Source organism: Pedobacter psychrodurus, assembly GCF_032678585.1.
GTDB lineage: Bacteria > Bacteroidota > Bacteroidia > Sphingobacteriales > Sphingobacteriaceae > Pedobacter > Pedobacter psychrodurus_A.
On the sequence record NZ_JAVTSN010000051.1, the window covers coordinates 1 to 12,235 of the forward strand.

General features: G+C 38.6%; 13 protein-coding genes. 7 read left to right on the forward strand and 6 right to left on the reverse strand.

Annotation, left to right across the window (positions count from 1 at the left end):
* Positions 1-82 precede the first annotated feature (82 nt).
* From dnaG to R2S57_RS25325, 3 genes are all read left to right on the forward strand, one after another.
* A complete protein-coding gene (gene dnaG / locus R2S57_RS25315) occupies positions 83-2,062 on the forward strand; it encodes a DNA primase (protein ID WP_316847711.1) in 1,980 nt (659 codons plus the stop codon).
* A 126-nt stretch (positions 2,063-2,188) separates the two neighbouring features.
* Complete coding sequence (locus tag R2S57_RS25320) at positions 2,189-2,554, forward strand: YraN family protein (RefSeq protein WP_316847712.1); 366 nt, start codon at positions 2,189-2,191, stop codon at positions 2,552-2,554.
* The gene (locus tag R2S57_RS25325; protein ID WP_316847713.1) at positions 2,532-3,614 is read left to right on the forward strand and encodes a glutaminyl-peptide cyclotransferase; all 1,083 of its coding nucleotides are present in this window, start codon (positions 2,532-2,534) and stop codon (positions 3,612-3,614) included. Before R2S57_RS25320 ends, R2S57_RS25325 begins: the two co-directional genes overlap by 23 nt.
* Positions 3,615-3,710: 96 nt before the next feature.
* Here R2S57_RS25325 and R2S57_RS25330 read toward each other — a convergent pair whose 3' ends face one another.
* The 4 genes from R2S57_RS25330 to R2S57_RS25345 form a co-directional block, all read right to left on the reverse strand.
* Positions 3,711-4,241 (reverse strand): DUF4251 domain-containing protein, encoded by a 531-nt coding sequence (locus tag R2S57_RS25330; protein WP_316847714.1) that lies wholly within the window; start codon positions 4,239-4,241, stop codon positions 3,711-3,713.
* A 97-nt stretch (positions 4,242-4,338) separates the two neighbouring features.
* Positions 4,339-4,971, reverse strand: a complete 633-nt coding sequence (locus R2S57_RS25335) for a carboxypeptidase-like regulatory domain-containing protein (protein ID WP_316847715.1) — start codon at positions 4,969-4,971, stop codon at positions 4,339-4,341.
* Positions 4,972-5,032: 61 nt separating this feature from the next.
* Entirely contained in the window at positions 5,033-5,398 is a 366-nt protein-coding gene (locus tag R2S57_RS25340; protein ID WP_316847716.1) for a TfoX/Sxy family protein, read from the reverse strand.
* A 9-nt stretch (positions 5,399-5,407) separates the two neighbouring features.
* On the reverse strand, positions 5,408-6,079 hold the full coding sequence (locus R2S57_RS25345) for a hypothetical protein (RefSeq protein WP_316847717.1): 672 nt from the start codon (positions 6,077-6,079) through the stop codon (positions 5,408-5,410).
* Positions 6,080-6,165: 86 nt separating this feature from the next.
* Here R2S57_RS25345 and R2S57_RS25350 point away from each other — a divergent pair, with 86 nt between their 5' ends.
* The 4 genes from R2S57_RS25350 (at position 6,166) to R2S57_RS25365 (ending at position 10,195) form a co-directional block, all read left to right on the forward strand.
* Positions 6,166-6,774, forward strand: coding sequence for a ribonuclease HII (locus tag R2S57_RS25350; RefSeq protein ID WP_316847718.1), 609 nt, complete (start codon positions 6,166-6,168; stop codon positions 6,772-6,774).
* Between the two features lie 34 nt (positions 6,775-6,808).
* Positions 6,809-7,999 carry a glycosyltransferase family 4 protein gene (locus R2S57_RS25355; protein WP_316847719.1) on the forward strand — a complete coding sequence of 397 codons (1,191 nt, stop codon included), beginning with the start codon at positions 6,809-6,811 and terminating at the stop codon, positions 7,997-7,999.
* Positions 8,000-8,266: 267 nt separating this feature from the next.
* Positions 8,267-9,346, forward strand: a complete 1,080-nt coding sequence (gene gcvT, locus R2S57_RS25360) for a glycine cleavage system aminomethyltransferase GcvT (RefSeq protein ID WP_316847720.1) — start codon at positions 8,267-8,269, stop codon at positions 9,344-9,346.
* A gap of 132 nt (positions 9,347-9,478) precedes the next feature.
* Positions 9,479-10,195: a 2-phosphosulfolactate phosphatase gene (locus R2S57_RS25365; RefSeq protein WP_316847721.1), complete on the forward strand. Its 717-nt coding sequence runs from the start codon at positions 9,479-9,481 to the stop codon at positions 10,193-10,195.
* 162 nt (positions 10,196-10,357) lie between these two features.
* Here R2S57_RS25365 and R2S57_RS25370 read toward each other — a convergent pair whose 3' ends face one another.
* Together R2S57_RS25370 and R2S57_RS25375 are read right to left on the reverse strand one after the other, a co-directional pair.
* Complete coding sequence (locus R2S57_RS25370; protein ID WP_316847722.1) at positions 10,358-11,275, reverse strand: hypothetical protein; 918 nt, start codon at positions 11,273-11,275, stop codon at positions 10,358-10,360.
* Positions 11,276-11,348: 73 nt separating this feature from the next.
* Positions 11,349-12,143, reverse strand: a complete 795-nt coding sequence (locus R2S57_RS25375; protein ID WP_316847723.1) for a M12 family metallopeptidase — start codon at positions 12,141-12,143, stop codon at positions 11,349-11,351.
* Between the last annotated feature and the right edge of the window lie 92 nt (positions 12,144-12,235).

Sequence of the window (12,235 nt, forward strand, 5' to 3'; positions counted from 1 at the left end):
GTGGTGATGACAAATTGAAAATAAAAACAGCATAAAAGATTGCTTCGTCGTGCCTCCTCGCAATGACGAACAATAACAATATATGATAAACCGCGAAACGATAGATAAGATAATGGATACCGCCCGTATAGAGGAGGTAGTTGGGGATTTTGTGCACTTAAAAAAACGCGGAACCAGTTTAATTGGTAATTGCCCTTTTCATGGCGAAAAAACACCTTCCTTTCACGTGTCTGTAACCAAAGGCATTTACAAATGTTTTGGTTGTGGTAAAGGAGGCGATTCGGTGCGCTTTATTATGGATCATGAAAAATATTCATATCCGGAAGCGCTTAAGTTTTTAGCCAATAAATACAATATAGAAGTTGAGGAAGCCGAATTAAGTCCTCAGGATGCCGAAGCACAAAGTGCCAAGGAAAGTCTTTATGTCGTTTCGCAATATGCTGCTGCATTTTTTGTAAAACAGCTTTGGGAAACAGACGAAGGCAAGGGCATTGGCTTGAGTTATTTTAAAGAACGTGGCTTTAGGGAAGACATCCTGAAGAAATTCGAAGTGGGTTATTCGCCCGATGTTTGGGATGCGATGACACAAAGTGCAATCAACGCAGGTCATAAATTAGAATTTTTAGAAGCCACCGGATTATCGATCAAAAACGATAACGGCAAAATTTACGACCGCTTTCGTGGCCGGGTGATGTTTCCGATCCATAATTTTACAGGCAGGATTATCGGTTTTGGAGGTAGAACATTAAAAACCGATAAAAATGTTCCGAAATATGTAAACTCGCCAGAAAGTGAGATTTACCATAAATCGAATGTGTTATATGGTTTATTCCACGCCAAAAAAGCCATCCGCGATTTAGATAACTGTTACCTGGCCGAAGGTTATGCCGATGTGCTTTCTGTTCATCAGGCTGGAATAGAAAACGTGGTGGCCTCTTCGGGTACTTCCTTAACGGTAGAGCAGATTAAACTGATCGGTCGTTTTACGCAGAACATTACCATTTTATTTGATGGTGATGCGGCGGGGATCAAGGCCTCGCTCCGGGGTTTGGACATGATTTTGGAAGAAGGGCTGAACGTTAAAATCGTTTCCTTTCCCGATGGGCATGACCCTGATTCTTATATGCACCACGTGGGTGCCGGAGCATTTAAAACCTATCTCGAACAGAATAGAAAAGATTTTATTTTATACAAGGCGAATGTGCTCCTTAAAGATGCGGGTAACGATCCCATCAAACGTGCAGGAATAATCCGCGACATTGTAGAAAGTATTGCTAAAATCCCGGATCAGATCAAAGCTTCAGTTTTTATCCGGGAGTGTAGCAGCCTGCTCGAAATCGACGAACATATCTTATTGGGCGAACTCAATAAAATGCGTTCGGCCAAGCTTAAGAAAAACTTCGACAGCAATCAACGGGCTAACCCTTCTTCAAGTCCAAAGCCATATTCTTCTGGGGCACCTGAGCCGCTGGGTCCACCCGACGATTTATGGGACGATAGCGCAGGCCCGATGGGGCATGAGGCTCCTGTAGAAGAAAACGAACATCAGGAAAAGGAAATTGTACGTTTATTACTGGCTTTTGGGCACGAATTTGTAAACTGGGATAAAATTGATGATATGTACATCGGCTCGTTCGTTATGCAGAATCTGAGCGATGTCGAATTTGACGATCCACTTTGCAAGCGGATTATCGATTATTATAAATCAGAGATCGATAATGGAAGATTACCAACCGCTAACCATTTTGTTAAACATCAGGATCGGGATATTGCCGATCTGGCGATTACACTTTCAACTTCAGAGTACGCATTAAGCGAGAACTGGCTTAATAAACACCTCATCTACGTTAAAGATGAATCGATGAATTTAAAAGCGACCATTTTGGGTGGTATTTTTCACCTTAAAAAAAGGAAGGTCGAAAAGATATTGATGAACCTGTTGAAAGAAATAAAAGACGAAAAAAACGAGGATAACCAAATGATTTTGATGCAGCGTTATGGGGTAATTAAAGGGGTGGAAAGAGAGATTTCTAAGTTTTTGGGCTCAGTTATCGTTAAATAATGAGAGAAGGGTAGAATGATAGAATAGGGTATATTAAATATTCAGTGTTAATCATTTTATAATACATTTGAAATAGGCATTCAATCACTCAAAAACCACTCATTCAATAATCACTCATTAAAAGATATGGCGCTTCACAATGATCTAGGTAAAGAAGGAGAACGCATTGCGAAGTTATATCTGGAAGGTGAAGGGTATGAAATTTTGGATGAAAACTGGACCTATGGTAAAGCAGAAGTAGATTTAATTGTGTATAAAAACGGGATCATGATCTTTGTAGAAGTGAAGTCCCGGAGTTCTGTGGCCTTCAGCTATCCCGAAGATTTTGTGCACAAAGCCAAGCAAATTCAGATGGAATTGGCGGCTAATGCCTATATTGAATTAATGAACCATCAAAATGATGTCCGTTTTGATATTATTGCGATTACATTTACAAAAAACAAAAATTATAATTTAAAACATATTGAAGATGCGTTTTGGCCTAAAGATTAACCCAATCAAAAATTTCTTATTTATCGGAATTGCAATGGCATTTGTAAGCTCTTGTAAAGACGATTCTACCACAACATACCGTAGCTTTCTTTCCCCGATGACTGGTCTTAATGTGGCCTCAGGAAACGAGTTTGATGTTAAAGTGCAATTTGGTACCGAACCAAAAGTAGATTCTGTAGTTTATTTGATCGATACCATTAAGGTGCTTTCGAAAACCGATACCTCAGCTATCAAGCTAAAAACTGCAGGTTTAAAGTTGGGCAACCACCTGTTAACCGCGAAAATATTTGGTGGCGGAAAATCAGAAGATTTAACCTCGAACATTAATGTTTTGGCGGCTCAGGCACCGGTTGAATATTCCTATAAAGTGATCAAAAGTTTGCCTCACGATACGGCTTCGTATGTAGAAGGTTTAGAATATCATGATGGCTTTTTTTATGAAAGCGCTGGCGATTATGGTCACTCGAGTTTGCGTAAAGTAGATCCAGCTACAGGGAAAATCCTTCAGAAAGCAGATTTAGATAAACAATATTTTGGCGAAGGGATAACCCTAATCGGAAATAAGATTATCCAGTTAACGTACCGCGAAAAAGTAGGCTTTGTTTACGATAAAGCTACTTTTAAGAAATTGTCGGAGTTTGCTTATACCACTGGAAGAGAGGGCTGGGGTTTGGCTTTCGATGGAGAAAAAGTATACAATACTGATGGTTCCAATACCATCTTTTTCCTGAATAAAGATACCTATCAGAAAATCGGATCAATTGATGTGTTCGATAATAAAGGCGCCATTCAAAACCTGAATGAACTGGAGATTATTGATGGTAAAATTTACGCAAACGTTTACACAACGAACGAAATTCTGGTGATCAATCCGGAAACTGGCGCGGTAGAAAGCAAGATTGATTTATCTGGGTTATTGCCAGCCGACTACTTTAAAACCGAAGACGAAAAAGCAAATAATGTTTTAAATGGCATTGCTTATGATAAAGCCACCAAAAGACTATTTGTGGCCGGTAAAAAATGGCCACATATTTTTCAGATTGAGTTGGTGAAAAAATAAGATACGTTCATTCCTCCTCATGATGTCATGTTGAGCTTGTCGAAACGCCTTACCATAGATTTAAGTAGGTCCTTCGACAGGCTCAGGATGACAAATTTAATCCTGTTTCTTCGGCTCGTCTAAATAACCATTAAAGATAATTGGCTGTTTATTGATGCTGCTCGCCGTTAATGAAGCATAACCATTGGTCGAAATGTTGATGGTAAAGCGATAATTTTCTCTTTTTACATCTTTCGTGTTGATCTGGATGGTATAAGCCCCTTTTTTATTTTTCGATTCGGTGTAGGTAAAATCTTTTGAGGTGAATTTAATTCCACCCTGGCTAGGATCTATCGGTGCAGAGTACGATCTTCCATAATAAGGGAGGTAGGCCACAACGCTATCTTTGGTAACCCTTACATCGTATTGCGATCCGGTTAGGTTTATCGTAGAGCCACCCATCCCACCAGGCATCATCGTCAATATTCTATTGATGTCCATATTCGACATGGGCAAGGCAGTGTTGGCCACAAAAGTATAATGTTTATCCGCTACAATTTTTACGGTAGTTTCCTTATTGGTTTGGGCAAATGATTGAGCACCGATCAAAAGAAAGGCAAAGCTCAATATTAAATTTAAACGTTTCATAATGTGTGTTTTAAATGTGTAACAATTTAAAGATGCACAGACTTGAAAGATTCCATAATAGTGCCAAAAATGGAAGGTAACGTAAATTTAACGAATTTTAGTTCTGATGTAAAGGATTTACTTTGTCCGAATAACTCGATTTATACAAAGGATTACTTTTCTCTGCTGAAGTAGCGCCAAGCGCGGTAAATTTATAAGTTCCGGCAGCAAGATTATTAAGTTCTATTTCGCCATTTTCGTTAGAGATTACCGTGATCAAACTGCCACCTGGATTTTTGCCGCCTTTCACAACTATCCCTCCAATTGGCGAACCCGCTACCCTTGAGTTTGGGTTAGTTGAAGGAACAGTGATGATCAATTTGTAATTTCCGGTACTCTCGTTATTAAATTCTATTTCCCCATTTTGATTGGTAACCAGATTGATGGCGCTTCCTCCAGGATTTTTACCTCCCTTAACCACAATACCGCCTATGGGTTGCCCGGCAACAAAACTGACCTCGCCGGTAGTTACATCCAGTTTGCCTTTGATGGATTTCATGATGCAGGGGAAATGCGATTCCGGATAATTTAGTTTGCAATAATCGCAGTAATGCCCCTCAGGAGCCTGCGTTTTTAATTGTGATGTATTTACTTCTTTGGTTTCTGTTGATGTAGCAGCTCTTTTAACCTGAGCCAGAACAGTGAATGAAATAGATAGCAGAAATACCGCTATAGCAGCCCCTTTATTCATAAAATTTGATTAGAAAGATAAAATTAATCAAAAAATATGGCTCTTGCTAGTGTTTAAGCATTCAGTGGGGCCTTAGCGCACATAATTGATTATTTCTTCTTTGATGCTTTCGCCAATGGATTGAAGGCCAAAGCAAGATTAACCAGAAATCGAGTTCATCATTGCGACCTAAAACATCTTCTGAAACAGAAATATAACCTTTCATTGGTCTACCACCCATCACCATCTGCTCCCAGCCATCTTTATGAGATAAACTTTCTAAGGTATTGGGGTCGAGTCTCACCATCATGCCATTCTTGGAAACACCAATGCACATTTTGCCATTCACCATAAAAACGAGGCCACTGAACATTTCTTTTTCCGCTACATCGGATAGGTGCATTAAACGTTCGGCAACACGCAGGGCTAAGGTTTCGTTGTATCTCATGATTTACGATTAGTTTTTACTTTTGTTTGTCCCGTATTTAATCCCCGCAGCATAAAAATATTTTCTGATCAGATCATACTTCTCGGTGCAAAACTCTCCGGATTTTATTTTTTCTGAACTTTCTTCTCTTCGACGGCATTCAAAACAAATCTCAATATATTCTGCAATCAATCCATTCTCATCTAAAAATACAATTGCATTTCTGGGATTATAACAACTGTATCCCTCATCTGCTATACGTAATCCTTTATAGCTCTTGGTAGACTTATAGCCAAAATTATATAAAATGTCGGTTAGCTTATCAATCTCGAAGGTTGATAAAATCTTCTTTTCTTTAATTCTCGTTTGATCTAGTTTTAGTTTTTTTATTAGTAATGGCAGGTCAACTTCGTTCTTGTCTGGAGCGTTAACTAATGGCTTATCTGTATCATAAATGACAATGTTAGGACTTGCTTCTGGCAGTTCGAAGGAGATCAATACGATCTTTTTGAATTCATTAAAAGGAAAAAATCTTAATCGCGCTTCAGGTGCATAAATGTTTCTGTAAATACAAACCATTCGTTTTTCTAAAACATCACCAATTTCTTTCGAAGGTGGTTCTATTATCTCATATTTTTTCTTTTGTGCAAAACCTACAAGGCAAATCAAAGAAAAAAGGAAAGTGAGTTTAGTAGTGTACATTGGCATTGTTTATCCTTAAAATTAATGTTTAAAAGATGTTGAACAAAATAATTTCCTTAGTATCTCTATTTCAGTAAATTTGCAACATGTTGTTAAACTGCTATCAGGAAGAATTATTAGAGGCGGGATGTGATGAAGCTGGAAGAGGTTGCCTTGCAGGTCCTGTTTTTGCAGCTGCCGTGATTTTACCAAAAGGTTTTGTGTTGGAAGGCTTAAATGATTCGAAACAACTATCGCACGATCAAAGAGCCTTGTTAAGGCCGATTATAGAACAGGAAGCTCTAGCCTGGGCGGTAGCATCCTGCGATCATGAAGAAATAGACCGCATTAATATTTTAAATGCCTCGTTTCTGGCCATGCACAGGGCGATTGAAAAATTACATACACAGCCGCAATATCTCGTAATCGACGGCAACCGTTTCAAAACCTATCCGCAGATTCCACATAGCTGTATTATAAAGGGTGATGGCAAATATTTAAATATCGCTGCGGCATCTATATTGGCAAAAACGCACCGCGATGAATTTATGACCAATCTGCACATTGATTATCCACATTACAATTGGCAGCAGAATAAAGGATATCCAACAATTGCACACCGCAAGGCTGTGATCGAAATCGGATTATCGCCTTTTCACCGCAAAACTTTCAATGTTAGCGACCCTCAGTTAGAACTGTTTTCAAAAAACGCCTAAAATTTCGTATTTTCACCACATCGTGAAAATTCTGTTGATTACTAAGCGGGTTCCCTTTCCGCCAAATAGTGGTTATCCCATTGTGGTTTATAATACCATAAAAGGTTTGCTGCAACTTGGTGCGGAGATTACTTTGTTTAGTTTAAACCCCACAAAAGGAAGAATTGATATCGAAGATATTTACGATCCCATTTTTGAACAGATTAAATACCATACCTACGATTTAGATACCGATGTAAACGTGTGGTCGGCATTTTTTAATATTTTCACCAACGAATCTTACAATGTTTCCAGGTATTACAGTGAAGATGCCGCCCGGCAGTTGGAAAATCTCCTGCGCGAAAATGCTTTCGATATTATTCAGTTCGAAGGCCTTTTTGTTGTGCCCTATTTAGATGTAGTTAAAGCAAATAGCAATGCCAAACTAATTTACAGGGCGCATAATATCGAATTTACGCTATGGGAACGCCTTTCACATTCAGAAAAATTTCTGATCAGGCGTAAATACCTTGCTTTTTTGGCACAGCGGCTTAAAGCTTACGAAACCGATCAGATTAACCGTTTTCACCATATTTTCGCCATTAGCGAGCCCGATCGGCAAAGTATATTAATGTTTGGCTGCGAAATCCCGATGTCGGTATTTCCAGTTGCCATTGATCTGGAAAAATATAAAGTAGATAAAACCAAAACCAGTTTTCCTACACTTTTTCATTTGGGCGCGATGGATTGGCGGCCAAACCAGGAAGGGTTAGAATGGTTTCTGGATGATATTTGGCCTGATATCGAGAAGTTAAATAAAGATCTCCGTTTTTATATTGCGGGGAAAAATATGCAGAAACATTTCTTCGAATACGATTCGGAAAACCTCATTGTAGAAGGGGAGGTGTTTGACGCTGTAGAATTTATGAATTCGAAGGCGATTATGATTGTCCCTTTAATTTCGGGAACCGGAATGCGGGTAAAGATTATTGAGGGCATGGCCATGAAAAAATGCATCATCGCCACCACTACTGCGGCTGAAGGGATTAATTGCAGACATGGTCATGATATTCTAATAGCCGATTCGGCAGACGAATTTTACCGTTCTATTTTGCAGTGTATCATCAACCCTAAACGCTGGATGGAAATAGGAGAGAATGCACGTAAAACAGTAGAAAACGACCATGGTGTTCATCTGATCTCCGGCAGGATGTTGAAGATTTATGAGGAACTGGTGAATGCGTAAAATATTTATGAGTTGAAAACTTTAATAGGCACAAAGAGTTGAAGTTGTCAACTCTGTAAGGTCTTATCTAGATACTGAAAGAAGTTCAGCATTACGGATCTAATAAAAATCTACTTAAAACTCCCTTAAAATAACCTCAAAATTTTGTCTTTTTCTTAGTAGTTTTGCACCCCAGGAAGATTAAGGGAGAAACCTCCTAATTTCCAGCTTAATCAGTTGAATAAAAGATCAAATAGCTTCATTATCATAAAAAAATAAAACTTACGGATGAAAAATACCGCATTAACAGAAAAACATATCGCTTTAGGCGCTAAAATGGTTCCATTTGCAGGTTACAATATGCCTGTTACTTACGAAGGTATAAACGCCGAACATGCAACTGTTCGTAATGGTGTGGGTGTTTTTGATGTAAGCCACATGGGTGAGTTTATCCTGAAAGGTGAAAATGCTTTAGATCTGATTCAACGTGTAACCAGTAACGATGCATCTAAATTATACGATGGAAAAGTTCAGTACTCATGTTTGCCGAACAAAGACGGCGGTATTGTAGATGATCTTTTGGTTTACAAAATTGATGATAAAACCTATATGTTGGTGGTAAATGCTTCCAATATCGAGAAAGATTGGAACTGGATCCAACAGTTTAATTCGAAAGCGGTAGAAATGCATAATATCTCCGACCAGACTTCACTTTTGGCTATTCAGGGTCCAAAAGCGGCTGATGCTTTACAAAGTTTGACCGATGTTGATTTGGCCTCAATGGAATATTATACTTTCGTTAAAGGTACTTTTGCAGGTATTGATAACGTGGTAATTTCTGCAACAGGTTACACTGGTGCAGGTGGGTTTGAGATTTATTTCGAAAACCAATATGCGGATCAAATTTGGGATGCCATTTTTAAAGCTGGTGCACCATATAACATCCAGCCAATCGGTTTAGGTGCCCGCGATACTTTACGTTTAGAAATGGGTTTTTGTTTATACGGAAATGATATTGATGATACTACTTCGCCAATTGAGGCAGGTTTAGGCTGGATTACGAAGTTTTCTAAAACTTTTACCAATTCGGAAGCATTATTGGCGCAAAAAGAAGCTGGTATTCAAAAGAAATTGGTGGGTTTCGAAATGATCGATCGTGGGATTCCCCGTCATGATTACGAAATTGCTGATGCTGAAGGAAATATCATAGGTAAGGTAACATCCGGTACCCAGGCACCTTCGTTACAAAAAGCTATTGGTATGGGCTATATCGCTAAAGATTTCACGAAAGAAGGAACTGAAGTTTTTATTTTAATCCGCAATACACCAATCAAGGCTAAAGTGGTTAAGTTTCCTTTTTATAAATAGTTGAAGAGTATCAGGTATTGAATATCAAGTATCAAGATAAATTTGTCGTGCTACTTGATACTCAATACTTGCTAATTGATACTCGCTACTTCATACTCGCTACTTCATACTTGCTACTTTAATACCCCTCAAATGTCAAAAAAAATAGAAGTTTGTTTAACGCCAGCCTTGATCGATTTATACGATATCGAGGAAAGTATTGTGGTGGTTATCGATATTTTAAGAGCCACCTCGTCTATTACTTATGGGATAGATAATGGTGCAGAAGCAATAATACCTGTAGCAAATGTAGAAGATTGTTTAACCTATCGCGACAGCGGATTTTTATTGGCGGCAGAAAGAAATGGAGAGGTAGTAGAAGGATATGATTTCGGAAATTCGCCTTTCTCTTATACGAAAGAAAAAGTAGGTGGAAAAACTGTTGTTTTAACCACTACGAATGGAACCAAAGCGCTATATCTGGCACAGAAAAGAGCTTACCAAGTGGTAATTGGTTCATTCCTGAATTTAGAAACGCTTTGCGATTACCTCAAAAGCCAGGATAAAAATGTGCTCCTATTGTGTGCCGGTTGGAAGGATCAGTTCAATTTGGAAGATACTTTATTCGCTGGAGCAGTAGTCAATAATCTCCGTCAAAATTTCGAACATTTCGACGATTCTAGTGTGGCCGCAGAAGATTTGTATTCATTAGCTAAAGTAGATTTGCGGAAATATCTTCATAAATCTTCACATAGTCACCGTTTGGCCCAATTGAATATTGAAGAAGATGTGGTATTTTGCCTGCAGTTAAATCTTTGTAAAGCAATTCCTGTTTTAGAAGGAGAACGTTTGGTTGCTTTAAAAAGATAAAGAATAAAAAGTAGTATAGTCCTCGTTTTTAACGAGGATTATTGAGAACCACATTTGTAATGTGGCTAAAATAATCGTTAGCCTCTCTCTTATCGACGATAAAATCGTCTTTCTCCTCCATCCTCGTTGAAAACGAGGACGATGTGCCATAGCCTTAAAAAATTAAAAGCTAATATTTAAGCCCAATAAAACTGCATTTTTTCTAAAATTTGCACCATTAAATTGAGTTTCTTCCGTATTACGGTTGTTATAATAAGCCTTATCTACACCAGAATAAGTTTTAATATTATTGATCAGGTAATCTAACTCTACGCGTAAACTCTTGTTCAGCGGTACTGAAAGATTGAGGTCGCTACTTAATGCAAAAGAATTCGCCTTATGTGTAAAACTCACCGGTTTTGCAAAGTCAGGGATTAAATTCCAATTGGCTTTTGAGGAGTAGGTATAAAATCCAGCCAATATTTCGGCTCCCAAACTAAAATGCTGTGTTTTAAAAACAAATTCAGTCCCAAAATCAAAACCTTTATACTTTACCTGATAAGTAGAGTTTAGACCATTACTAGCAGGGTTATTTGCACTTTCTAAAAGATGAAATTTTTGCTGGTTGTAGGAAAGGCCAATAGTCGGATTAATATTGAACTGACCCAGCTTTAAAAGTTTGTAGTTGAGCCGCAGGTTGCCGTTATACGTATAACCCTTGTTTGCATTGAGCAGGTCAAAATAAAAGGCACTTTGCCGGTCATCATCTGCATAGTCGGTGTCTTCTGCATCACCCTTGGTAATACTGCTATATTGGTTACTTGCTTTTACACTAAGCCGACTGGTAATGTTGTATTTGATATTTAAACCAAAACTGGGTCCCTTAAGCTTTTTCCAGATCAGCTCTGATAATATATTCGGACTGGTACCGGCAGTGTTACCTGCAATAGACCAGTCGAACCTCGATTGCTGAAGGCCAACATAAGGCTTTATTTCCCATTTTTGTGAAACGTCCTGTGCCGACACAGCTTGATAGCAGAGAATTAGCGTCAAACAGGCCAAAAGTGGTTTGATAAAAGAAATCCGCAAAGCGATAGACATATTTGTTTTTCGGTTTATAGAAGCAAAATACACATAGTGGTGAACTATACCACCATGTGTATTTATTTATTTTCTAAAATGGATAAACTGTAGCGATAAATGATTTATCGGTAGGCGACAATACAGTATTCCATCCCACTTCAAAATCACCGATGGTTAATTCGTTTGGAACTGAATAATGCATGATCGAATTTTTATCATATGCACTATAATTGGTTTGGGTAGTGCTGTATTTGGCAAATAAGTTATTATCTACATCTGCCTGGCTCCAATAATTCGGTGCAGCAGCGTAATAAGCATACACAGCTGGTTTATCCCAGGGAATAGCTACCAATGGATGTTGGTGCTCGTGGATCAATCCTAGGGCATGACCGAATTCGTGAATTACTACGCGGCTATATTCCGAATCTGCTGTAGTTGCGGTTAACCAACCGTAATTCATGGTTGCACCGGTGCTAGGAGTCGATTTACCAATATACGACCAGGATCCGTCGCCGCTTACGAAACTCACTCTGATCTTAGCGGTATTATCGTTTGTTACAAAGTTGAATTTGATATTGGCATACGTTTCCCATTGTTTGGCAAACTGTATTACTTTAGCGCGGATAGCTGCGGTGCTTCCGTTTAGGCTTACTTTAATCGTGGTTCCCGGCGCCCATTTTGTCGATTTGAGCACAGCGCCTCTTGGGGTAATGCCGTCTAAAGATCTTTCGGTACAAATCTGGATATTGCCAAGCGGATTAACACCCGATATTTCAGGTTTTTGCAAATCTGCCGTTTCAGTAGATTTTTCTTTTTTACAAGAATATAATACAGTGGTAAGCGCAAGGGCTATAAGTAAGGTCTTATTTAATTTTAAAAATTTCATGGTTTAGGTTTTTTTAGGTAAAAATTGATGATCTGTTTTTGGTCTGGGAGACTCAAGTTAGAAAATCGTAAAAACAGGAATTCTTCTTCTTT

Coding starts and splice junctions, on each gene's coding strand:
- dnaG (WP_316847711.1), top strand. CDS start 83: ATGATAAACCGCGAAACGATAGATAAGATAATGGATACCGCCCGTATA.
- R2S57_RS25320 (WP_316847712.1), top strand. CDS start 2,189: ATGGCGCTTCACAATGATCTAGGTAAAGAAGGAGAACGCATTGCGAAG.
- R2S57_RS25325 (WP_316847713.1), top strand. CDS start 2,532: ATGCGTTTTGGCCTAAAGATTAACCCAATCAAAAATTTCTTATTTATC.
- R2S57_RS25330 (WP_316847714.1), bottom strand. CDS start 4,241: ATGAAACGTTTAAATTTAATATTGAGCTTTGCCTTTCTTTTGATCGGT.
- R2S57_RS25335 (WP_316847715.1), bottom strand. CDS start 4,971: ATGAATAAAGGGGCTGCTATAGCGGTATTTCTGCTATCTATTTCATTC.
- R2S57_RS25340 (WP_316847716.1), bottom strand. CDS start 5,398: ATGAGATACAACGAAACCTTAGCCCTGCGTGTTGCCGAACGTTTAATG.
- R2S57_RS25345 (WP_316847717.1), bottom strand. CDS start 6,079: ATGTACACTACTAAACTCACTTTCCTTTTTTCTTTGATTTGCCTTGTA.
- R2S57_RS25350 (WP_316847718.1), top strand. CDS start 6,166: ATGTTGTTAAACTGCTATCAGGAAGAATTATTAGAGGCGGGATGTGAT.
- gcvT (WP_316847720.1), top strand. CDS start 8,267: ATGAAAAATACCGCATTAACAGAAAAACATATCGCTTTAGGCGCTAAA.
- R2S57_RS25365 (WP_316847721.1), top strand. CDS start 9,479: ATGTCAAAAAAAATAGAAGTTTGTTTAACGCCAGCCTTGATCGATTTA.
- R2S57_RS25370 (WP_316847722.1), bottom strand. CDS start 11,275: ATGTCTATCGCTTTGCGGATTTCTTTTATCAAACCACTTTTGGCCTGT.
- R2S57_RS25375 (WP_316847723.1), bottom strand. CDS start 12,143: ATGAAATTTTTAAAATTAAATAAGACCTTACTTATAGCCCTTGCGCTT.